This window comes from Thermoproteota archaeon (assembly GCA_030130125.1).
Lineage (GTDB): Archaea > Korarchaeota > Korarchaeia > Korarchaeales > Korarchaeaceae > Korarchaeum.
This window is the reverse complement of sequence record JARZZM010000066.1, coordinates 1-22,204: the sequence shown is the minus strand read 5'-3', so window position 1 is coordinate 22,204 and position 22,204 is coordinate 1. Positions and strand designations below refer to the sequence as shown.

Below are 22,204 nucleotides of genomic sequence, written 5' to 3'. Positions count from 1 at the left end.
AAGGGCCTCATGGACGAACTGTACGGCATAAGTCCCTCCGGTCTCCTCGCTGGGCTAGTCAAGTGGTACATCTACCTCCTTTTCATAGGAGTCGCTGCCGAGAATCTGGGCTCCGGCGTCCTAGCCGACTCGGCTAGGGCCCTAGTAGAACACTCACCAAAGATACTAGCCGGCCTCTTCCTCGTATTCATCGGGCTTATCGTCGGAGGTATAGTGAAGAAGCACGTACTTGGTTCCACCTTAGCCGGGAAGGAGTTCTTCGGGTCCCTGTTCAAGTTCGCGAGCATCGCCGTATTCACCATCGCCGCCCTTTCCACTGCGGGAATAGATGTCAGCCTGCTCGTCCAGACTGTGGTGATAGCTGTTGCGGCGATCACCATCTCCATAGGGGTGGCGGTGGGCATAGCCTTGGGCTTGGTGCTCAAGGACGAGTTGAGACCCTACATCAAATCAATATTAAGGGAGATCTTGGGGAAGGAAAGTGAGAGGAAGAATGGAGAGGTGGAAAACGGCCTCTATCCCCCATAGGCTCCTCTCCTCCATACTCTATCAGCTGGCACCGCTCGCAGTCCTAGAATACGGGGGAGGGCCCGAACACCTCTCACTCTCTTTCTTCCTGATGTACCTAGGACTCATGGTAGGTAACCTCACTTGGACTAGGGCTTTGGCACCGAAGGAGAGGCATGTGCCGGGGATAGCCTTAGGACATCTCTCCCTCGTGGTGCCTGGACTGGTAGTCAGCTATCCAGATGTCTATGCTGCTCTCCTTGCCTCGTTCTTGGTTGCCTTTCTCTCCCCCATCTCGTACTTCTCGGGACTCTTCTATGCCTACGATCAGCTTAAGGATCCATCGGAGGCCTCTTCATCGTATGAATCAGTATCCGGATGGGCCTGGCTTTCCGGACTCTTCCTAGGGGCTTTCATCCTCCACTCGATGAATATAGAGGGGCTGGCCCTGCTGAGCGTTCTGATAGACCTCCTCCTGATACCACTCATCGTTGCCTCCCTGAGGATACCTGTCCTGAGCATATTGAGGAAGGCCTACGAGGAGGAGATAGGCCTCCTCCCCATAATAGAGGAGGGCATCGAAGCAGTTCACCGCGCGGAGGAGGAGGCCTTAGAATGGACAATGGCCCTCATGTCTAGGGTTGCCAGGGGGACCCTATTCCAGAAGCCGGCCTATATACTGCTGAGCCTGCCCAAGGTAGGAGTGCCCTTCAGCCTGAAGGTTTTCTTGGCTTTCATGGGTCTGGGACTGGCCTACCCGCAGCTTGTTGGAGTCCAGAAGGCTTTAGGCCTGAACAACTCCCACATCTACCTGCTGTCGGCCCTGAGCTCTCTTGTCTCCAGTACACTCTACAAGAGGGCAGGGAGGGGAGATGAGGTAAGGAACTTGAATCTCTCGCTCCTCGCTAGGTCGGCCATGCTCTTCAGCGTCCCAACCGTTCTACTCGGTATCTTCTCCCCATTCGAGTACTTCATAGCGTTCATGATTCTCGACGGGGCCACATGGTCCTTCATCATGGTCTCAATATCTAGGAGGGGCTTGAGGGTCTCACTGGAATACCTCGGACAGGTGAACTTCGTGAGATCGCTCGGCTGGTCAATTGGTGCTCTCTTGGGCGGTTTCGTGACGAGCTACGCTGGACTGGTCATACTCTACGAGGTATCGGCTGTATTGGTAATGTTAGCATCCGTAATAAAGACCAAGAAGCTGGAACATGAGGTGAGGAGGAGCCTCCTCATTCAAAAATGATCAAAATTCTCTTTCAACCAAGAAATTGGCGAGATTCCTTAACTTCTCCTTGTACTCATTGTCGGGGAGGAGCCCTTCCACACTGGACCACGATTCTCTTATCATGTTCCTCGCGAACTCCTTAGCGTACTCAATCGACCCGTATTTCCTTAGGATGGATATGGCCTCCTCTATGAGAGCCTCATCCCTAGTGTGTAGGGAAAGGATGTGTTTCAGCCTCTTCTTATCCTCTTCGCTCGCCTTTGAGAGAGCGTGTATGACCATGAGGGTTACCTTACCCTCGGTTATGTCCTCGCCGAAGGCCTTGCCCAGCTTCTCGGCGCCGGTCACATTCATTATGTCGTCCTGTATCTGGAAGGCTACGCCTATGGTCTCGGCGAATCTCCCCAGCCTCTCCTCCTCTTCCTCGCTGAGGCCAGCGGCTATGGCCGCGAACCTAGCTGCGAGCCTCGGGAGTACCCCGGTTTTGTTGGCGCACATCTGGAGGTAGTGGTCGACTGTTATCTCCTCCGGATCCTTGAGCCCACGATGCCACCCAATGTCAGTCGCTTGGCCCAAGTGTATCCTTATCATATCCTCTAAGTAGGCGTTGATCAACCTCCTGAAGGTCGAGTCGTCCACATCCATCTCCATGAGAATGCGTAGGGGCATGAAGTACATGGCTGAGGACAAGTTCACGGCTATATCGAGGCCATACTTGACGTGAATTGCTTTATCGCCCCTCCTGACCTCGGCTCCGTCTTCTATATCGTCGGCGATAAGGGAGCCGTTGTGTAAGAGTTCCACTATGATTGCCAGCTCTTGATACTTCTCTAAGTCGACTTTGAGGTTCTTGGCCAGTATGATGAAGAGCCAAGGTCTCCACCTTTTGCCACCTCTAGAGAGGAGATCCCACATGGGCTCGAATATGGTCTTCTGGATAACATCAGGGTCGTAGGAGTAGGGGGCCTCACCAGCTAACCATGTCAGGTACTCGACGTCGATGTTCTTAGGAAACCTTCCCTCAATGAGGGAGTCAACGATCTTCCTGTTCTCCTTAAGCTCCCTTTCGATGTCCATTAAGTACACCGCTCCCAGTATCTCTCCCATGCATAAATATATGTCGGATAGAGCTCCCCAAAGCGAGCGTCCATAGATTTTTATCGCTCTAGGCCTAGGCTTCTCCCAAATGAGGGAAGTCGGATTCGTTGTCGGTAGAACCTCCACCAAGTGGGTCACAGTGAGGCTTGAGGAGGAGGTCCTGATTAACGACTTGGTGTTGGTGGGCGACGGGCTCCTTGGTGTGGTCCGGGGTGTATCCTATGCCAATCCCACCATGTCCCCCTACTCGCCCTTCACTCCTACGAATGTGGAGGCAGTCCGGGCTTACGAGTATCTGAACGCCAGCGTAGAGCTGTACGGGTCCCTTACGAGTGGCAGGTTTGATCCCAGGGTTCTGACGGCTACTCCAACCGGTACTCCCGTATACAAAGTGGAGAGGGGGGATCTGGAAGATCTGAAGTTCATTGAAGATCCGATATTCATCGGAGAGCACCCCTCCTCCGGATGGCCCCTCCCGCTAGATCCCAGGGCTGTCGATTACCACATAGCCGTAGTCGGCTCCACAGGATCGGGCAAATCCCATCTAGTGAGACTCTTGGTGAGGGAGCTCGTGAAGGTAGGTAAGAGGGTCGTGATATTCGATCACACCGGCGCTGACTACGCCCCCTTCTTCAGGGAGGAGACCATACCCGATGCGGACGTGTTCCCGGACATGCTCTCTCTAGCCGAGGTGATGGCTAACAAGGTGCTGGGGAAGGAGTACTTGGATGATGTTGAGGTGGCCCTCTACGCCTACCTGTACAGCGAGGGCGACGTCGGGAAAGCTAGGGAATTCATGGAGTCACTTGGCTTCGGGAACGGGCAGTTTGACATGTCGACCATCCTAGGGTTGAGGGATAAGAGTCCTATGGGAGTCAGGTGGGAAGACGAATCCTTCATAGCGATCTTAAGGCTCGTCATGGGGTACCTCAAGAGGAGGGAGCACACAGTTGCCAAGTCCCTTTTCAGGCTCGTCAAGTCAGGAGTCAGCTTGGGATCGTTCAACGGGAGGAAGTACGGTATAGATGATCTGGTGGATCTGATCCTCAACAGGGATCTCACGGTCCTAGACATAAGCTCGGAGACCCTGCCCATTAGGTACGGCATAATGAGGGGTGTGGTTTCAGGGCTCATGGCGAGGGCAGAACGGAGCGGTGAGAGGTTGGATGTCGCTATAGTGGTCGACGAGGCCCAAGTTTACGCTAGAGGACAGCCGCCCACAGAGGCCCTCTCGGATGTGGCGAGGAGGGGAAGAAAATGGGGGATCGGGCTGATACTCGTGAGTCAGAGGTGGGTATCCGACCTAGACATGAACATCAGGGCGAACATAAACAGCGTAGTATTCAGCTCCCTGCAGTCGTCCAGTGACCTCGAGGACATAGGTAAGGTCGTCAGTCTGGGAAGCATAGACATCGGGGTACTAGGAACAGGGGACTTCTACGTTACGGGCCTACTATCTCCGTTCAGGAGGCCGATACTGGTGCACACGTTCGGTGAGTACCATGGATGAGAGGGAGGAATGGGGTGAGGATCTCCTAGATCCGGATGTGTATTCTGTAGCGTTGGAGAAGGCTAGGAAAATTGCTGGCAGTATGAGAGAGGCTTGGGAATATCTACTGCCCGTGTACGAGAGGATTGCATCCATCGTCAGGAGAGATGTCCGCGAGCTGAGCGAGTCCCACAAGGAGTACGAGGTCATCGCCGTAGATTCCACATTCTCACCAACACTCTCACTGAGAGGGTTGAGGGCGGGGTTCATCCTCCTCACTGCCGTGACCTATCCCAAGCCTTCACGTCCCGTATTCCGATTGAAGCCCGTGAGGAGTGGTCTGAGGGACGAGGATGAGGATCCCAGCGATGCCATAGTCTCGGTGAGGGCGAAAAAAGAGGAACTGCTTCTGATCAGGGATATCCTGATCCATAGGGGTGATTACGATGTGGTGGTGAGGGATGGTGACCTCCCACCAGCGGATGCCGTGCTTGAACTGAGGAGGCGTACTGGGATAACTAGCCTATCTCACGAGGTGTTGGAACTAGCCGAAAAGAAAGATAGGGGTTTGGTGGGGCTCGTGAAGAGGATAAGCACGTCCCTCATCGCTTACAGGTATTTGGGGAAGGAGCTCCTCGAGATAGTGAACTCTCGGCCTGAAGGAGTACCTCAAGGTGTGGCCTGGGACCTGCTATCTGATCCCGTCTTGGCCTGGCTCATGCTCGACCCAGGAGAGTTCCTCTCCGCTGGGAAGTATGGGGAAGAGTTCGATGGTATGAGGTTCATTGTCTCCTACTTCTCTTCCATGGTTAGGGGAAAGGAGAAGTACATAAAGAGGATGAATAAGAGGTTGGAGGACTTTCCCCTCTTCAATGAGGTGGAGGTGTCTTTTTACAGGCCGAGAGCCAGCGGCGCCCCGGTGGTCAAGCTGACTGGGTTCAATGTGGACATGTGGGAGTTCTCCTCCTTCTCCGCTGATAGCACCCGAGGTCCGTCTTATCCGGATTTCATTAACCTAGCTGATACCGCCTGTATAGAGCACGCCAAGTCCATCAGACCGGAGATGGTCATGCTGGATGCCCTGAGGGTGGCCTCCGAATCTGAGGGGTTAAGCAGGCTGAAGTTCAGGGGTAGAAGAGCGGATCTGGTGTCCTTGCAGAACGTTCAGAAGCTCCATCTGTTTTACAGGAGAGAGTAATGCGGTCAGCAGACAACCTCGGTGAGCAGGGACCTCACGTACTCCACCAGAGACCTCCTATCCACTCCCCCGTAGGCTATTATGGAGAAGTCTTTGGACAGTCCTACGGACCCGCCCAGCTCTGAAGAGTAGAATTGTATATAGGAAAGCCTACCCAAGCGTTTTATCTCCTTGTAAAGATTTAGATCCTCGAGATTCTCTCCATAGATAGCTATCTTCCTGATTCCCAAGCCTCTGAGGTCCTCGAAGTGCGCCACCCTAGTCCCCTCGCTGAGGGATTCTAGGACTGCCTCCGGGAGTACACAGTGCTCGAACTCTCCTTCTCTCTTCAAGGCCTCAGTAACCTTGAATGCCACGAATTCAGCCAGTTTCCTCCCTCCAAACACCATGATGAATGGGCTTTCAACCTTGAAGGTTAGGAAGTCGGCATACTGGGTTTCCACTGTCAGTGAGATACCTCTCCGGGATCTCCTCCTGACCAATCTGTCCCTAGCTAGGGTTCCGGAGACCTCGTCACCGGAAGACTCCAGAGACTCAAAAGTGGTTAGGAGAGTCCTTCCTTCCCTCTCTATCTCCTCCCTCCAGTTTGAAAGTGATTCTATTAGTTTGCTCGGATCGTAGTCCGGGATTCTGAACAGTTTGGCGGCGATCACAGCGGTAATCCCTCCCCTAGTGAGGGGGATAGGATGATAAAAACAGTGAGGAAGCATCAGGATAATCGTTAATATAGATGATGATCAGTGTTTTAGTTCAAAAATCACCTTCTGAAGCTGGATACAGCTTCCGATATGAACTCTTCATATACCGCTCTCACTCTCTCGGCATTCTTCGTCCTTATGAATCCCATAAGGGCCGCCTTAATGGCCTCGGATCTGCTCTTAAACATACCTTCCGACACGAGGGCATCGATGGCATCGATGAGTTCCTTGTCAACCTGCAGCGATACCTGCTGGCTCATTCTCTCACCTTACCTGTTCTGAACGGCTCCTCTATATAAGCGATTATTGTAGAAATTCGAAACGACATATGACGAAAACAAGTCGGGAGCACTATCAGCTGCCAGTACCGCGATGGGTTGACTTAAAAAGTTCAATCTGCAGCCGCGAGGTACACGCCTCGCCTCCCGCGCATCCGGAGGCAAGTGAAGTATAGTTTATTTAGGAGCCTATGCACTAATCCAGAAGGGGGAAAAGAGGGATCTGGGATGGGTATGTTGGAGGCGTTTATAGCTATAAGCGTAAAGCCTTCTAGCACGACCGATCTGAAGAAGGTATTCCCAGAGAACGAGAAGGTCAAGGAGGTCTTCTATGTTACAGGCGAGTTTGATTTCCTCCTGAGAGTGGAGGCAGCTAACACTTTCGAGCTAGCTAGGATAATAGAGAGCCTGAGGAGTCAGGAGGGTGTGGAGAACACTGTTACGTTCATCGTACTGGAGAAGCTGAAGTGAGCCCCAAGAGGATCAAAGTAATAGTCCTCAGGCTCCATCAAGACGATCCCAAGAAGGCAACAGGCTCGAAGCTCCTTAGGCTGGGGCTTGCCGAGAGGTACAGACCTAGTAGAGGACCTTCCTTAGTTGTACTGAACCCGCTCTCCCATAGGTTCCTATCGCCCGCTGACAAGGAGGGGACTAGGGGCATAGTAGCTGTGGACGCCTCTTGGCGTAAGGTAGAGTCAGTTAGATGGCCTCATGGGAAACAGAGGAGGCTGCCCTTCCTAGTAGCAGCTAACCCCATAAATTACGGGGTGCCTGAGAAATTATCCACGGTGGAAGCCTTAGCCGCGGGTCTCTACATACTGGGCTGCAAGGAGCAGGCCTTGGAGTTACTCGATCCGTTTAAATGGGGTCCTGAGTTCATTTTCCTGAACTATGAGAGGCTAGAGGCATACTCTCGCGGGGAAAATAATGAGGAGGATGTGAGAGCCTTGGACGACAGGTTTAGGAAGGAGCTAGCGGGTTAGGGCCCTCTCTATAGCCTCAACAAAGCCCGGCAGGTCGATAGGATATCTGGAAGTGATCAAGTTCCCATCAACAACTACCGGTTCATCCACCCACTCGGCGCCAGCGTTCACCAAGTCGTCTCTGACCTGCCTAGCCGAGGTCAGTTTCCTCCCTCTCACGATCTTGGCCGAGATGAGCACTTGAGGACCGTGGCATATAGCAGCGACGATCTTCCCCGCCTTGAGCATCTCCCTAACGAACATCAGCGTGTGATCGTCGAGCCTGAGCTTGTCGGGGCTGTAGCCTCCCGGGATTATGCAAGCATCGAAATTGTTGGCCCTCAGGTCCGATGTCTTCACATCAGGCTTCCACTTCCTGCAGCCGTGCTTGCTTCCGAACTCGTCCAGCGGAGATGCCACTACCACCTCGTGACCTCTCCACTTGAAGTAATAGAATGGGAAGGTGAACTCGTCATCCTCCACCCTGTCGTGCACTAGTATGGCTATCCTCGCCATGCTCATCACCGGTGTTCATTACAGAAGCCAAAATTTATGGTTTCAAGACTAGAAGACCGAGGTCCTCCTATAGGTCCCGAGCACCTTCACCCATATCGACTCGCTCTTCAGCTCCTCGAGGGCATCCCTCACGTACTCTTCCCATAGAGACCCCTCGAATTCCACGAAGAACGAGTAATTCCAAGGTTCCCTCCTTATAGGTCTGGATTCAAGCCATAAGAGGTTGATGTTCCTCCTAGCGAACACTCCAAGTGCCCTCCACAGGGCGCCCGGCACGTGCCTCGTGGCGAAGAAGGCGGATGTGGTGTCAGCGTCCCTAGGCCACTTCCCTTCTTTAGTGATCACGAAAAACCTAGTGGTGTTGTGGGGCAGGTCCTGAATGTCCCTAGCGAGCACCTCTAATTCATAAAGCTCAGCCACCCTCTCGCTAGCTATCGCGGCCTTCCTCCTATCCTCCTGCTCGGCCACTTCCCTAGCTGCCCCTGCAGTGTCGAAGCTCGGAATTACCCTCCATCCCCGGGACTTGAGGAATCCCTCGCACTGAGATATTGCCTCCGGATGGGAGTACACCACCTCAACATCCTCTAATCTGGCGCCCTTCACCCCAAGCAGGGCGTGCCTCACTCGGACCTTTATCTCGCCCACGACCTTAATGTCCCTTTCCAGTAGGAGGTCTAAGGATTTCCTAATACTCCCCGTACTGGAATTCTCAACAGGGATGACACCGTAGTCAGCCTCCTCAGACTCTATTGAATCGAACACTTCCTCCAAAAACCTTTTAGACAGAGGTTCGTATTCCCTATCCTCAAAGAATCTTTTGGCCGCTTCATCGCTGTACGACCCTCTCTCTCCTTGGATGGCTACCTTCATCCCTCCACAACTGGAAAGAGCGTTGAAAAATGTTATCATTAAAGCCATCCGCACATCCCGAGAAATGGAGGGAAAAGCTGGGAGATCCTTACTGAAGGAAATAACGAAATATGTCGGTAGGCTCGGCAGGAACATAGCTGTTCCTCCGCATCCCAGCATAGATGCTGGGGCGGAGAGGTTAATGGGCCTGACGAGGGTGTACGCCACCGATCCGGCCTTAGGAGTGCCTGATGAGGATCTCGGCTACTTCGCTTTTCACTTCTCCGCATCGGATGTGGCGGTCTTGGGGGCTGAGCCCAAGCTAATGACCAGCACCATACTCCTGCCGGCAGACGCTAGCGACGATCTAGCTCTGAGGATAGCTAAGGGGATAGACTGGGAGGCTTACAGGTACGGCGTAACTGTGATAACTGGGCACACCGGTAGGTACGAGTCGGTGAAGGAGCCCGTCGTCGTCACGACGGTGATCGGAGAGGTCAGGGAGCCGGTGACGCCCAAGCTAGCTAGGGTCGGGGATAGGCTACTCCTAGTCGGCACACCTGGAGCTGAGTTGCTGTACGGCATCGCTCACTTCAACCCCGCGCTCCTAGAGGGAAGGTTCGGCAAGAGGACTGTGGAGAGATGGAAAAGAGCTAGATGGATGTTAACTGCCGTGGATTCAGCTAGAGACCTTGTTCTATTCTCGAGGGTAAACGGTATGAAGGATGGAGCGGAGGGCGGGCTTATAAGACTCCTGAATGACTTTGCAGATGCTGCTGAGCTCGGCTTCACCGTGAACAGGGACCTCATTCCCTTTCCGCCGGAGCTCCTAAGGCTGGGTCGGGAGAGGGGGTTTGATCCCATGGCTGCCTCAAGCTCAGGCGTGGTGCTGGCCGCCATCCCGGGCAACTTACCTTTAGGTTTCCTCAAGGATCTCATGGAATCCCACGGATTCGTCGTGAGGATTATCGGCGAGCTCAGGAAGGAGGGGAGAGAGTTTGTCGCAGAGGGGGAAGTGAGGGAATTTCCAAGTCCGGAGGAGGTTAGGGATCCCTACCCTGATCTCACTCAAGTGAGCTGATCTTCGCCACTACATCCCCGTCTATGGAGTAGGCGACCGCCATCCTCTTAGAGGTGTGGGCGTATCCCACCTTCCCTCTGTTATCTAGGACTATTACGCCACCCCAACCTCCCGTCCTATCGGCCATGAAGGAGAGAGACCTCTGAGCGGCCTCTGTGGGGTGTAGCCCCCTAGCCAAGAAATCCACAGCGAGTTTGGATAGCATTACCCTCATTATTGGCTCTCCCTGCCCAGTGGAGCTCGCCCCACCTAGCTCGTTGGCGTAGGCCCCACACCCTATGAGTGGAGTATCCCCTACCCTGCCCGGCCTCTTGAGGGGCACGCCACCCGTGGAGGTGGCGGCCGCTATCCTGCCATTGGTATCCAGAGCGACGGCACCGACGGTCCCCCTTACACTAGAGATCCTCCTCTTCCAAGCCTCACGCTCCCTCTCAACGATCAGCTCCTCGGGATCTATCAGTTCGAACCCCAACTCCAAGGCAACCCTCTCGGCACCCTCGGAGACGAACATCATCTCCTCCATCTCCTCCATTATGGCCCTAGCTAAAGAGATAGGGTTCTTAATGCGCCTAACAGCCGCGGCAGAACCGAACCTCAGGGAAGCCCCGTCCACTATTATGGCATCCAGCTCCACGTATCCCTCCAAGTTGAGAACGGATCCTACACCCGCATCGAACGTTGGATTGTCCTCCATTATTGCAACCGCTCGCTCAACAGCATCTAAGGCTGAATATCCTTCCTGCAGTAACTTGAATCCCTCACGGGCTGCCCTCCCCACACCGAGAACGCTGGGTTCCAAAAGGTCCGGAGGTATGTCCCAAGCCCCACCGTGTACTATTATGACCGGATCCAAATTACCCCCTGACTACCTCCTCCACTTCTATATATTCGGGAGGAACCCTCTTCACCAAGAAGGTCAGGCGCGATGGTCTATACAGCGGTACATCCCTAGCGAGATCTCTAGCCCTTATTCTGAGGATGACGTGAGGTCCTCTTCTCCTTTTTGCCACTTTCAAGGCCCTCTCCTTGGTGAGAGAGAGGTGGACGTATCCCCTACCCATCGGCTTGAGCCCCTCCCTCAATATTGATCCTAGGGAGCTGAGGGTGGTCCCGTGATACAGTATGTCGGGGACCTCGTCCAGAGGAAGGGGCCTATCGTATGTGACAGTAAAACTGTGGCCATACCTAGCCCTCACCATTCCGTCCACTACCTCAAACCTCTCCTCATCGCTCATTATGACGTCTAAGACCTCTTCCCTAGAGCATTTTTCCCTCATAATTGTAACTACAGAGTCTAGGAGATCGTCGAGTGGGACAAACCCTCTCTCATCTGGCGACAATCCACCTAAGTCCGGTCTATGCCTCAGTAGTAGCGATACCAATTTGCTAATTCTTACTCTCCTCGCCATAATTAATAACACCTCTCCATTTATTCCAAGTGAACTTGTAATTTCCCTACTTCCTAAGATCCCGGATGTTAAATTAAATGGATTTCAGTGTAAAGATGATGATATCGAAGTTATAAGCTACCCTCCTGAGTAGAGCCCTCTCATAGCTTTGAAGGGGAAATTTTTTATTTAACCTGAGATCCCTTATCTTATGCCCAAGACGAGGTATCTACCTTTAGCTCCCATCGGGAGGATAATCCGGGAGGCCGGTGCTGAGAGGGTTAGTGACGCTGCCGTTGAGAGACTGGAGCATTACATGGAGAAGTTTGCCATGGAAGTGAGCAAGCACGCCGTTAGCCTCGCCAAGCATGCCAATAGGAAGACCGTAACCGGCGACGACATCGAGCTGGCTGTTAGGGCTGTCTGGAAGACATAAGCTCCCGGCCCTTTTTCCGCCCGGGCCTTCCCTTTTTCTTAATCTCAGGTATATTCGACCCTCCCATTCGATAGTAGTATACCGTGAAATCTCTTTATTATGGCACTAGGGGGAGGCTTGGTGGAGTAAGGTGTCTTCGATAGAGAGCTTCTTCAACCCGAAATCAATGGTGATCGTGGGAGCATCGAGGACTCCTGGTAAGATAGGATACGAGCTGCTGAGGATCATGGTGGAGAACTCTCAAAGAGGGATCTACAAGGGCAAGCTCTACGCGGTCAATCCGAAATCCGATGAGATGATTCTGGGAGTTCCCACGTACAAATCGGTGCTGGATATACCCGAGACCCCCGACCTAGCCGTTTTGGTCACTCCAGCTAAATATACACCACCAGCCATGGAGGAATGCGGGAAGAAGGGCATAAAGAACGTCATAGTGATAAGCGGGGGATTCGCCGAGGTGGGAGGGGAGGGGGTGAAGCTCCAGAAAATGCTTGAGAGCATCAGAGAGAAGTACGGGATGAGGGTCATTGGACCCAACTGCGTGGGAGTGGTGGTCCCCTCCACGGGCGTGGACACGATGTTCCTACCGGTCAAGAAGGAGTTCTTAGGGAGGAAATATATCTCGTCTCCCAGACCCAAGCCGGGTAACATATCACTCAGCACCCAGTCGGGCGCCTTCGGGGTTGCTTGCTTGGACTACATGCATGGAGAAGGCATAGGGCTGGCTAAATTCGTTAGCTATGGGAACAAGCTCGATGTAGACGAGGTGGATGTATTGAAGTACCTGAAGGACGATGAGGAGACAAAGGTCATCCTCATCTATGCTGAATCCATTGATAGAGGAAGGGAATTCCTGAAGCTCGCCAAGGAGATAACTAAGGAAAAACCGATAGTAGTATTCAAAGCTGGGAGGACGAGCGCTGGTGCCAGAGCCGCCAGCTCCCATACAGCGGCAATGGCTGGAAGTGACTCCGTCTACGATGCGGCTTTCAAGCAGGCGGGAGTGATAAGGGTTGAGGACATGGAGGAACTGTTCGACGCCGCCAAGGCCTTGGTTATGCAGCCACCAGCAAAGGGTGATAGAATAGCCATACTCACCGATGGCGGCGGAGTTGGAGTGATGGCTGCCGATGAGACTGAAGCGCTCGGTCTCAAACTATCTGACCTAACTGAGGAGAGTCAAAAAAGATTTCAAGAGCTCAAGGAGGGGAAAGTCATACCCCCGATAGCCGCCACAGGTAACCCCGTTGACCTCACGGGAAGTGCAACGGACGAGTCCTTCGTAGAGTCGATGAAGATCCTACTGGAGGACGATAACGTAGATGGCATCATCGTTCTCGCGCTCCACCACGTTCCCGGCGTCACTGCTGAGCTCCCGAGCAAATTAGCCAAATTATCTAAGGGATACGACAAGCCCGTGGTGGCCATGGACGTTGGCTCGTCGCAGTACGCCAGGGAGTTCAGGGAGCTCTTCGAAAGGGAGGGCATACCCGCATACCCGGAGTCGGAGAGGGCTGTGAGGGCCATGAAGGCCCTAGTAGAGTTTGGGAGGGCTAAGAACCTCCCGAGATGAACCTCCTCACCAGTGGGATTGTTATCAGGGCACCGACGGCTACAATGGATAGTGCTATGAGGCCCAAGTATCCCTCTCCCCACCACACTCCCCTTACAGCCTCTAATTCCAATTCCGTGTGGATCGTCTGATAGAGTGAGCGACCGTCCTGCTTCCAAGAGATCTTAATGTCCATCGGCACTCTCTCAGGAGCGTTCTCATCTATATCCACCTCCATTATGGCCGATGCTTTGGACCTAGGTGGCACCTCCCCTAAGGCCAAGGAGGTTGTCCCAACCAAGTAAGGAGTTATGACCTCTAGAACCACGTCCTTAGCCGTCACTCTGGCCTCGTTCTTTATCACAACCGTCAGCTTCACACCCCTCTCCCCCGGTTTGGGCTTGCCTGGAATGGAGAGCTCGAGCAGTTTGAACCTAGCCTTCTCATCTATTTGAATGGGTATCGTTGTATTCCCGAGTTTAGACACTAGTATGGCCTCATATCTGCCTGGTCGAGCGCTCTCCTCTATGTCTATGAGGAATGTGACGTCCACCGCTTGATTGGGAGGTAGTGCAGGTATGAGGAATGCGTCGGTTCCCGGGGAAGATGGTTCCATCACCCCGGGAATGGGCTTGAGTATGATCCTAAAGTCCTTGGCGACATAATTACCCACATTGGTCAGAACCGCAATTAGCTTCACATTCGTATCCCCGGGGTATACGGAAGATGGGACTGTGGACACGTGAGCCACCTCGATCTGAGGCTTTCCCACTGCTCTCACGCCAAACGAGAGTAGATCACTGTGGAGGATCCCGGCTTCATCCTCATAACTTGCGTGAACTAAGAATTGAACAGCCCCATAGGCTTGAGGTGACAGATACACCGAGAACTCCCTGATCACCGACTCCCCGGGGTCAAGCTGTTCTATGTAAGTGTAGTCCTCACCCACTATAGCACCCAATTCAGGGGAGGGCAAGGCCAACTTCACCACCAAGTTCCTAGCCAATCCTCCCTCGTTTACCACCTTCACCCGGATGCTGCTGACCTCGTCCACCATCAGCTCTGTATCCAACGGCGATACGGAGATCAGTGGAGCCTTTGGACTCTCAGTTATGAATGATAAGGGTATTATCTGCTCCCTAGGCCTATCATGCTCATCCAAGTAGGAGATTTGAAGGGTCATCACCAAGCTTCCGTAACTCACATTAGGTGAAGATATTAGCACAGTTATCTCAACCCCCTGTCCCGGCTCTAAATCTCCTATATCGACTCCGCTAGGGGACAGGAGCGCCAAGTCCTTGGAGGGAACGAAGCTTACTCTTATGGATCTAGCCATCTCCTCCCCCTCGTTCCTCAGAATTATGTCCACCGTATCCTGACTCCCTGGAGTTAGCACCTTCCTATCCGTGTAGGCCACGAGATAAGGCCCTGAAGTCGTTTCCACGTAGAATCCTAAAGTTGCAGTATTCATGCGGTGTTCAGATCCTGAGTCGAACCAGTCCACAGTGGCCAGCAGCTGCAGGGGTCCTCTGACAGTTGGATCCACGAAGAGATCTATAGGAACGCATACGGAATTCCCTGAGGTTATATTACCAATGTCCACCTTATTAGATCCGCGCACAGCGGTATTCGGAGGTGATTGAACAGTTAAAGTCGTTCTAAAGGCATCCCCCCCTCTGTTCTCGATGAAGAGATATATCTTATTCACCTTACCCGGCTCCAAGGTCGTGGTGTTGGTGGTCAAGAATAGACCTCGAGGTGGCACCTCTGAGATGACCACATTTTGCACGCATGTATACTGGCCTCCGGCCCCCACCTGAGATTCCCAAGTTACCGTGACCGTTAAGGTCACGGCCTCGTCTGCGGAGTCGCCGACGTATATAGTGACAGGAAATTCCTTATTCTCTCCCGGATTGATAATTCCAGCCTCTACTGGGGAGGAAACTTGGACATTAGGTGATGCAGGTCTTATCACAGCTCTGACTCTTCTAGCTACACCGTCACCGTAATTGGATAGGGTGAGTTGGGCCTTAGCAGGCCTGCCTGGCTTAGCAGTGGCAGATAGGGAGCACCTAACTTGGGGGGTACCGTGGATCGTCACATAGAGGTCAAATGCTTCGGTCTCGGGCGTATCGTCCGCCGTGAAGTTTACCTCCAGAGTCGCCCTGTAGTGAGACGCGTCCGCATTCGCGGGGACGAACACCCTAAAGTCCATGACGAGTACCTGCCCCTCAAAGAGGGACCCTGTATAGGAGAAGTTCCCTGAGTAATCAGACCCAGCCATGTCGTGGATAGTGAGGGTGGAGGAGATTTCCCTTATAGATCCGGGGTAAAGGCTCTTCAGCTCTACGGTGAAGGTGTTTACCATTCCAGGAACTAGAAAGCCGCTCCAGTACGAATCCTCTATCTTTAGATAGGAAGGAGAGTCACCCATTGCTGAGAGCATAGGTAGCAGTAAGAGAACCATTGTAACGATCGGTGCGACTCTGCTCATCACATCACCTCCATCCTCAGGAATCTCAGGGAGAGGGCGAGAAAGGCGGATGTAAACACGCTAATTACCATCAGTTGGTCTAGAACCATGAAATAGCTCCATCCCTTGAGGGAAACATTCCTAAAAGCTGTCACGAAGTAGTACATTGGGACGAAGGATGCGATGAGCTTAGCCTCAGAACTGAGAACGTCAACCGGGATCAATACTCCGCTGAAGAGCATGAATATTATGAACGAGAATATGCTGGCCTGATAGGCTTGAAGCTGATTTCTGGAGAAGACGGATATTAATAGACCCAAACTCAGGGAATTTAGAAGAAATACTGTTGATACCACGGTCATGTCAAAGAAGGAGCCCTTAAGCTTAACATCGAATAGCAGCATTGCCGTGAAAAGGCTCAGTATAGCATCAGATACTGTTGCGAAGAAGTATGCGATCAATTTACCGAATACTATGTCGAAGACACTCACTGGCGTCATAATGAACTGCTCGAACGTTCCCTTCTCCCTCTCCCTGCAGATTGATACAGATATCAAGCTTGTTGGAACCATCTGCAATATCATAGCCATGAGCGTTGGGATGAAGCTCTCTATCTTCTTTATCTTGGGGCCGTAAACAGTGTAAAACATCGGTGTTATGGCGAACGTACCGAATTGAGCTGCGGTCCACTCCTGAAACCGTTGAGTGACCACTCCGACTGCCTGCATTATTATCTGGGCCACTGTCGGGTTACTGGCATCGTAATAAAGCTCCACCCTAGTAGGTCTACCCCTCATCAGATCCTCAGTGAAGGTCTCTGGGATTATCAGGCTCGCGTAAACCTTACCAGAGTACACTGAGGAGAAGCCTTGACCCTTAGATTTGTATATGGCCTTTATCTCGAACATCTTGGAGTTTCTGAGCTCCTGTATGAATTTGAAGGCTCCATCTCCGCCATCTAGGTCTACTACAGTGATTGGATATTTCCCAGCGCCTTTACCACCGTATCCGTATCCAAAGAGGACAGTCACGGTTATAGGCATCAGGAGGACCATGAGTATAGTCTTGGGGTCCCTGATGAGCTGCCTTATCTCCTTGTCGACTATTGGTATTATCCTAAGTCCCTTCCTCACGCTCTCCTCCAGCTTTATCATTCGGATTCACCCATGAACCTGATGAATGCCTCCTCTAGGCTCACATGTACTGGTGAGGCCACCAGTATCCTCGCCCCCAACTCCTCGGCCTTCTTCACTATCTTAGGGAGATCCCTTCCTGCATTCTCCACCACCAGAAGGTATCTCTCCCCGGAGTCCTCCGTGACATACTTGACTCCTGGGAGGGTAGATGGATCTAGACGACCCTCAAAGATTATTTCCACTAGATCTCCTCCCAATGCCTTCCTCTTTATCTCCCTAGGAGTACCCTCTGCGATTATCCTGCCCCTGTTCATCAGAGCCAACCTGTCGCAGTTCTCAGCCTCGTCCATGTAGTGAGTGGTGACCAGTATTGTCTTGCCCTCCTTATTTAGCTCCCTGAAGTGCTCCCAGAACTTCCGCCTGAGGGGGGGATCAACTCCAGCGGTGGGCTCGTCCAGAATCAGGAGGGCCGGGTCATGTACTAGCGCTGTGGCAAGCGCCAGCCTCTGTTTCATCCCTCCACTGAGCTTCCCAGCGAGCCTCCTCCTGAATTCCCAGAGATAGAATCTCTCCAGCAGTTCCTTGACTCTCTCCTTGAGTAGAGATCCGGTCAACCCTTGGAGGCGGCCATATAGCCTTATGTTCTCCTCTACCGTGAGATCTTCATACAGGCTGAACTTCTGGGGCATGTACCCTATGTACTTTAGGACCTTCTTCCTCTCCTTGGCCACATCTATGCCGAAGACCTTCACGTAGCCCTCTGACGGTTTTATGACCCCGGTTATCATCCTTATGGTCGTGGTCTTCCCTGCCCCGTTCGGCCCCAAGAGGCCGAAGTTCTCCCCTCGCCTTATCTCCAAGTTTATGTGATCGACAGCAACGAATTTGCCGAATCTCTTGGTTAAGTCCCTAGCTTCCACTGCCAGCTCTGGCTGCTCCTCTAATCTTCGGGCCTCTAGCATCGGGATGACATGCACTTCATAGGTATAAAATTACATAATTTGAAATAACCCTTGGCGGTCGTGAGCGGCCACATAGTGACCACAGATTTGCAATCACCTTATAGGTCGTGATCAGGGGTTAGAGTTGGTGGTAGGTAATGGATGAGGATAGGGAGGTTGCGAAAAAGAGGAGGGAACTCTTCTCTCGCGCGCGACTCTCAGTCGACGAGGATGCAGAGGAGCTCAGAGAGGTATTCTCGGTCCTCAGGAGCGAGGTTCCCGGGCTGTTAAAGGGCCTGATCGAACCCCTTAGGGAGATAATGGACCTCACCTACAACCCTGAGAGGGCTAGGGAGAGAGCTAGGGCCATAGCTTCCTTCTACAAGGAGCTCGTGGATCAGGGCATACCTGAGGATCTGGCCCTCAAGCTCACTAAGGAGCACTTCATCAACCCGATGTCCGTGCTCAAGTCCGTAATGAAAGGGGAAGAGGATTGAGGCGCCTCAGGGCCGCGATAGAGATTCTATTGCTGATAGGATCGCTGTCGCCGCTGGCCCTGAGGGTCCTCTACCTCCTAGGAGCCTATAAGGTGAGGAAGAGTCTAGCTAGGAGATCGGCTCTGAAAGAACTCAGATCATCGGGTCTCAGCGAGGGAGTATGTCGAGAGCTCTTGGAGATAATCGTCCCCGATATAGGAGGAGTTGTAGGATGGGGGAGCTCGATGAGATCAAAGAATTGCTGTTCAAGATAATAGAGCGGCTCGACAGGCTCGAGATCAGGATGGAATCCGCGGAAGCTGACCTGAGAAGCTTGGAGGTGTACAAGTCACTCTTGAGGGCGTACGCCTCGATACTGGGAAGCGTCGCGAAGGTGGAGAGAATGGCCCAGCTGGTGACGGGAGACATAGATAGGAGTATAATCAGGGCCCTCGCCACGAAGGGGCCGCTCAACATATCCCAGCTCACGGAGGAGGTCAGGAAGCTAAGGGGATCGGCCTCTAGGAGGATAATATCGGAGAGATTGAGGATCCTCGAGGAGAAAGGGTTCGTGGAGAGGGTGGATGGGAGGGGGAAGGTCTACAGGGTTAAGCTAGGTGTTGAAATCAACGATTAATTTCCCCCATGTAACTCTTATTTGTGCCCTCTAGGATAGACCCATCCCTTTGCGTCAGGTGCAAGGGAACTAAGTTGCTATGCGGCCTGTCCAAGTGCCCCATTCTAGAGAGAGTCAAGTCTCAGGCGAAGGTCCCTAAGACCAACTTGGTGGAGGGTCCCTCACCCCCTTCGGCCCTCGTGGGTGAGAGGGGATATCCGAGGGTGTCCGTAGGTCCCATGGTAGCTCTAAGAGAGCCGGATCTCCCTGAGCGCCCTGCCCTGTGGATAAGGAGGTCCCTCAGTTACATGATTTCCAGGTTCTCCTCGCAAGTTTACGCTCACTTTATAATGGATGTGAGGAGAGTGGATGAACCGCAGGTCGAGGAGGTCAGATGGGCCCTTCTAAGCGAGGTTCCCGTCGAGATGGAGGCCAAGCTTAAGAGACCTCCGACTCCTAGGATCTCCTTCGACGGTCTCCTCACGCCACTAGGCCCGACAGCCCCTGTAGAAAGGGTAAAACTCGCTGAAGAGCCGAAGATACCGACTCCGATAGAGAGGAGCGTTTACGACAGGGATCTGAGTGCCGCCGAGGGTATCGTAGAGCTCTACGGGAAGGGTGTAGATGTTTATTCCATCTCCAAGGTCCTCTCCTTAGGCTCCCTGGGTATTCGGGGAAGGAGGAGGTTGGTTCCCACGAGATGGGCGATAACCGCGGTGGATTCCATGGTCGGGAACTGGTTGAGGAGGCTCGTCGAGCAGATGCCTCCTTACGCTGGGGACATACTACTTTTCCGGAGTAGTTATGAGGGGAACAGGTACTTCGTGTTAATCGTTCCCGGCCCCTACATTCTGGAGATCGTGGAGGCTTGGCTGCCTAGAGGTCTGTGGACTCGGTCCTCTCGAGAAGCTCACGTACTGATCAACGGGGAGCACACCCGCACGGGTTTGGATTACATGGATGGAGGTCACTACGCCATGAGAATAGCCGTTCTGGAGAAGCTGAGGTCGATGAGGAGGCAGGCTTCAGTTCTAGCCATCAGGGAGATAGGGCCGGAGTATTACGCTCCTGTGGGGGTCTGGCAGGTGAGGGAGGGGATGAGGATGGCGCTCTCTTCGGAGCCCGCGAGGTTCGGCGAGCTGGATGAAGCGCTCAGATTCCTCAGGGGTAAGGTGAGGTTCGATCTAACTCCGATCCTCCGGAGTTCTCGGCTTTTGAGATTCGTGAAGAGGTGGACCTCATTGGAGGGGTTTCTGGAGTAGTAATTATATCCCAAGCTTACTCTTTATGAGGGCTCTGGGCACTCTTGAGATCGCCCACCTCCAGAAATCCCTGAACTCGACCTTGCCGATGGATGAGAGCATGTACCTCCTAGCTATCTCCGGATATGAGACGAACAGCTCGAAGAAGAACTTCATCCTGGGCATTATCAAGCGAGCAGCCCTTCTCTTCGCCTTTAACTCCTCTAGAATCGGTTTCATCCTCTCACTGTAGTTTTCAGCCGGGGAATCACTTTCGAGAGCCTTACTTGCCTCTAACGAGCTTCTAAATGCATAATAGAGCCCTTCTCCTGTGAGAGGATCTGCGAGACCAGCTGCATCTCCTACTAGAAGCACGCGATTCCTCGCGATTGGTTTGCCGTGACCGCCAGCCGGTATTATCCAAGATCCGTTCATTCTAACGTTGAACCTAGATGAGAACTCCCTGAAGGCCTCCATTATCTCACGAGACTTCTCGGACATTCCCCCCACTCCGGCATTGGAGTCCTCGCTCCTCGGGAATATCCAGCCATACCCGTAGGGCGCTGCATCTACCATGAAAATCAATCTGTCCTGCAGGGGAGCGCTTCCCTCCATGGCCACTATCACATCATCCCTCCTCCAGCCTCTTCTAACCCCCGACGTTAGAGCCACGATGGAGTTCGCACCGTCAGCCCCAATCACGAATTTAGCCTCCTTTCCAGGCCCGATCAGTTTCACGCTGCTATCAAATACCTTTACAGCGCTCACTTTGGCCCTGACGAATTCGACTCCCTCTCCTACAGCGCTTTCGAGGAGCCTGTGGTCGAAGAGTTCCCTCTTCACCAAGGCTATGGCGAACTCGCCCGGTGGGGTGCTTACCGTTACCTCACGTCCGAAGCCAGCAACTACCACTTCCCTGTGAAGGGCCTCCACCGGCTCTAAAGGTAGGCCCAGTTCCTCGAGCAGCCTAGCTGCCTTCAAAGTTATCCCCCCACCACAGGGTTTTGGTCGGGGAAAGCTCCTTATATCCAAGAGTAATGTCTTGAAACCCATCTTAGCTAGTAGGTAAGCCGCGGTTGATCCTGAAGGCCCAGCTCCGACTATGGCAACATCCCACATTTTCCCACCGTCGCTCCAAACGGTCCTTTAAAATTGCGAGGGAAAATATATATCTAATGAAAGAACAATTGTTCAACGGTGTTAAATCATGGGTAGAGTAGAGGAGGTACTGAAGAGGGTCCCCCGAAGATGTATAGAGGACATCAGGGAATACGTAGAGAAGATCGACAGGGCTCTGGACAATCTAGAGAAGCTAGAGGACAAGGAAAGAATGGCTTGGGCTTTCAAGGCTTTGTCCAATACAACAAAGTTAGACATTATATTACTGCTGGCAGCTTCCGAGATGCCCGTCTGCCTGATATCCTACATATTGGAGAAGGACCAATCGCTCATCTCCCATCATCTGTCCGACCTCAAGACGGCTGGTCTAGTTAAGGAAACGGTGAGGGGTAAGTTCAGGGTATACAAGCTCCAAAAGGATGCCCTGTTAGATTTATTCAATAATATAGGATCCATAGTGAGGGGGTGATCCCTTGGATCTGAAGTTGGAAGTCGTGGATGTCACCCCACCCGAGGGTACCAACATCATAATAGCGACCTCTCACTTCATCAAGACTGTTGAGGACGTTTACGAGGCTTTGGCCGATTCCTGCTCAAGTATTAAGTTCGGATTCGCTTTCTGCGAGTCATCTGGACCTAGACTCATAAGGAAGGCGGGTAACGACCCCGAGCTGATCGAGGAAGCTGTAGAGAGGGCCAAGAAGATAGCCGCGGGCCATTGCTTGGTCATAATCATTAAAGATGCTTGGCCCATAAACGTCCTTCCCCGCCTGAAGCAGTTACCGGAGATGGTTACCCTTTACGCGGCTACGGCTAACCCGTTGAAGGTTGTAGTGGCTGATGTGGGCGATGGAAGGGGGATACTAGGAGTGATAGATGGAGGTACTCCCACGGGAGTGGAATCTGATGAGGATGTGAG

Annotated in this window: 26 protein-coding genes; 15 read left to right on the top strand and 11 right to left on the bottom strand. The window is 52.8% G+C overall.

Going from position 1 to position 22,204, the window contains the following annotated elements; all coding sequences use genetic code 11:
* The coding region (locus QI197_08610; GenBank protein ID MDK2373421.1) for a hypothetical protein at positions 1 to 528 on the top strand (528 nt) is incomplete at its 5' end.
* A complete protein-coding gene (locus QI197_08605; GenBank protein ID MDK2373420.1) occupies positions 494 to 1,756 on the top strand; it encodes a hypothetical protein in 1,263 nt (420 codons plus the stop codon). The genes QI197_08610 and QI197_08605, both read left to right, overlap by 35 nt.
* Here QI197_08605 and QI197_08600 read toward each other — a convergent pair whose 3' ends face one another.
* Positions 1,757 to 2,845 (bottom strand): polyprenyl synthetase family protein, encoded by a 1,089-nt coding sequence (locus tag QI197_08600; protein MDK2373419.1) that lies wholly within the window; start codon positions 2,843 to 2,845, stop codon positions 1,757 to 1,759. It abuts the gene before it with no gap.
* A 79-nt stretch (positions 2,846 to 2,924) separates the two neighbouring features.
* Between QI197_08600 and QI197_08595 the strand changes: the two genes are divergently transcribed.
* Entirely contained in the window at positions 2,925 to 4,346 is a 1,422-nt protein-coding gene (locus tag QI197_08595; GenBank protein ID MDK2373418.1) for an ATP-binding protein, read from the top strand.
* Positions 4,339 to 5,523 (top strand): hypothetical protein, encoded by a 1,185-nt coding sequence (locus QI197_08590; protein MDK2373417.1) that lies wholly within the window; start codon positions 4,339 to 4,341, stop codon positions 5,521 to 5,523. Before QI197_08595 ends, QI197_08590 begins: the two co-directional genes overlap by 8 nt.
* A gap of 5 nt (positions 5,524 to 5,528) precedes the next feature.
* Here the strand turns inward: QI197_08590 and QI197_08585 are convergent, their stop codons facing one another.
* Entirely contained in the window at positions 5,529 to 6,176 is a 648-nt protein-coding gene (locus QI197_08585) for a hypothetical protein (protein ID MDK2373416.1), read from the bottom strand.
* 104 nt (positions 6,177 to 6,280) lie between these two features.
* Entirely contained in the window at positions 6,281 to 6,481 is a 201-nt protein-coding gene (locus tag QI197_08580) for a ribbon-helix-helix domain-containing protein (GenBank protein MDK2373415.1), read from the bottom strand.
* Positions 6,482 to 6,727: 246 nt separating this feature from the next.
* Here QI197_08580 and QI197_08575 point away from each other — a divergent pair, with 246 nt between their 5' ends.
* Both QI197_08575 and QI197_08570 read left to right on the top strand, forming a co-directional pair.
* On the top strand, positions 6,728 to 6,970 hold the full coding sequence (locus QI197_08575; protein ID MDK2373414.1) for an Lrp/AsnC ligand binding domain-containing protein: 243 nt from the start codon (positions 6,728 to 6,730) through the stop codon (positions 6,968 to 6,970).
* Positions 6,967 to 7,482 (top strand): DUF367 family protein, encoded by a 516-nt coding sequence (locus QI197_08570; protein ID MDK2373413.1) that lies wholly within the window; start codon positions 6,967 to 6,969, stop codon positions 7,480 to 7,482. Before QI197_08575 ends, QI197_08570 begins: the two co-directional genes overlap by 4 nt.
* Here the strand turns inward: QI197_08570 and QI197_08565 are convergent.
* A complete protein-coding gene (locus QI197_08565) occupies positions 7,471 to 7,977 on the bottom strand; it encodes a type 1 glutamine amidotransferase domain-containing protein (GenBank protein MDK2373412.1) in 507 nt (168 codons plus the stop codon). The genes QI197_08570 and QI197_08565 overlap by 12 nt on opposite strands.
* Positions 7,978 to 8,025: 48 nt before the next feature.
* The gene (gene pheA / locus QI197_08560) at positions 8,026 to 8,847 is read right to left on the bottom strand and encodes a prephenate dehydratase (GenBank protein ID MDK2373411.1); all 822 of its coding nucleotides are present in this window, start codon (positions 8,845 to 8,847) and stop codon (positions 8,026 to 8,028) included.
* Positions 8,848 to 8,911: 64 nt separating this feature from the next.
* On the opposite strand from pheA, the gene QI197_08555 reads away from it, so the two are divergent.
* Positions 8,912 to 9,907, top strand: coding sequence for an AIR synthase related protein (locus QI197_08555; GenBank protein MDK2373410.1), 996 nt, complete (start codon positions 8,912 to 8,914; stop codon positions 9,905 to 9,907).
* On the opposite strand, the gene QI197_08550 is transcribed toward QI197_08555, so the two are convergent.
* Both QI197_08550 and QI197_08545 read right to left on the bottom strand, forming a co-directional pair.
* Positions 9,891 to 10,760, bottom strand: a complete 870-nt coding sequence (locus QI197_08550; protein ID MDK2373409.1) for an isoaspartyl peptidase/L-asparaginase — start codon at positions 10,758 to 10,760, stop codon at positions 9,891 to 9,893. The genes QI197_08555 and QI197_08550 overlap by 17 nt on opposite strands.
* A gap of 1 nt (position 10,761) precedes the next feature.
* A complete protein-coding gene (locus QI197_08545; protein MDK2373408.1) occupies positions 10,762 to 11,316 on the bottom strand; it encodes an RNA 2'-phosphotransferase in 555 nt (184 codons plus the stop codon).
* Positions 11,317 to 11,506: 190 nt separating this feature from the next.
* Between QI197_08545 and QI197_08540 the strand changes: the two genes are divergently transcribed.
* Together QI197_08540 and QI197_08535 are read left to right on the top strand one after the other, a co-directional pair.
* Positions 11,507 to 11,731 (top strand): histone family protein, encoded by a 225-nt coding sequence (locus QI197_08540; protein ID MDK2373407.1) that lies wholly within the window; start codon positions 11,507 to 11,509, stop codon positions 11,729 to 11,731.
* Positions 11,732 to 11,861: 130 nt separating this feature from the next.
* Entirely contained in the window at positions 11,862 to 13,304 is a 1,443-nt protein-coding gene (locus QI197_08535; protein ID MDK2373406.1) for a CoA-binding protein, read from the top strand.
* On the opposite strand, the gene QI197_08530 is transcribed toward QI197_08535, so the two are convergent.
* The 3 genes from QI197_08530 to QI197_08520 are packed head-to-tail and all read right to left on the bottom strand — an operon-like array spanning position 13,285 to position 17,854.
* Positions 13,285 to 15,777 carry a hypothetical protein gene (locus tag QI197_08530; protein ID MDK2373405.1) on the bottom strand — a complete coding sequence of 831 codons (2,493 nt, stop codon included), beginning with the start codon at positions 15,775 to 15,777 and terminating at the stop codon, positions 13,285 to 13,287. The two genes, QI197_08535 and QI197_08530, sit on opposite strands and share 20 nt — an antisense overlap.
* Complete coding sequence (locus QI197_08525) at positions 15,777 to 16,910, bottom strand: ABC transporter permease (protein MDK2373404.1); 1,134 nt, start codon at positions 16,908 to 16,910, stop codon at positions 15,777 to 15,779. The genes QI197_08530 and QI197_08525 overlap by 1 nt, the downstream gene beginning before the upstream one ends.
* The gene (locus tag QI197_08520; protein ID MDK2373403.1) at positions 16,907 to 17,854 is read right to left on the bottom strand and encodes an ABC transporter ATP-binding protein; all 948 of its coding nucleotides are present in this window, start codon (positions 17,852 to 17,854) and stop codon (positions 16,907 to 16,909) included. Before QI197_08520 ends, QI197_08525 begins: the two co-directional genes overlap by 4 nt.
* A gap of 137 nt (positions 17,855 to 17,991) precedes the next feature.
* On the opposite strand from QI197_08520, the gene QI197_08515 reads away from it, so the two are divergent.
* Genes QI197_08515 through QI197_08500 form a run of 4 tightly spaced genes read left to right on the top strand, consistent with a single transcriptional unit; the run spans position 17,992 to position 20,187 of the window.
* On the top strand, positions 17,992 to 18,330 hold the full coding sequence (locus tag QI197_08515) for a hypothetical protein (protein MDK2373402.1): 339 nt from the start codon (positions 17,992 to 17,994) through the stop codon (positions 18,328 to 18,330).
* The gene (locus tag QI197_08510) at positions 18,327 to 18,584 is read left to right on the top strand and encodes a hypothetical protein (protein ID MDK2373401.1); all 258 of its coding nucleotides are present in this window, start codon (positions 18,327 to 18,329) and stop codon (positions 18,582 to 18,584) included. The genes QI197_08515 and QI197_08510 overlap by 4 nt, the downstream gene beginning before the upstream one ends.
* Positions 18,542 to 18,946, top strand: coding sequence for a hypothetical protein (locus QI197_08505; protein MDK2373400.1), 405 nt, complete (start codon positions 18,542 to 18,544; stop codon positions 18,944 to 18,946). Before QI197_08510 ends, QI197_08505 begins: the two co-directional genes overlap by 43 nt.
* A 23-nt stretch (positions 18,947 to 18,969) precedes the next feature.
* On the top strand, positions 18,970 to 20,187 hold the full coding sequence (locus QI197_08500) for an Nre family DNA repair protein (protein MDK2373399.1): 1,218 nt from the start codon (positions 18,970 to 18,972) through the stop codon (positions 20,185 to 20,187).
* A gap of 3 nt (positions 20,188 to 20,190) precedes the next feature.
* On the opposite strand, the gene QI197_08495 is transcribed toward QI197_08500, so the two are convergent.
* Positions 20,191 to 21,285, bottom strand: coding sequence for a geranylgeranyl reductase family protein (locus tag QI197_08495; GenBank protein MDK2373398.1), 1,095 nt, complete (start codon positions 21,283 to 21,285; stop codon positions 20,191 to 20,193).
* 88 nt (positions 21,286 to 21,373) lie between these two features.
* Here QI197_08495 and QI197_08490 point away from each other — a divergent pair, with 88 nt between their 5' ends.
* The gene (locus QI197_08490; protein MDK2373397.1) at positions 21,374 to 21,754 is read left to right on the top strand and encodes a metalloregulator ArsR/SmtB family transcription factor; all 381 of its coding nucleotides are present in this window, start codon (positions 21,374 to 21,376) and stop codon (positions 21,752 to 21,754) included.
* Positions 21,755 to 21,758: 4 nt separating this feature from the next.
* On the top strand, positions 21,759 to 22,204 hold a 446-nt coding region (locus QI197_08485; protein ID MDK2373396.1), incomplete at its 3' end, for an adenosine-specific kinase.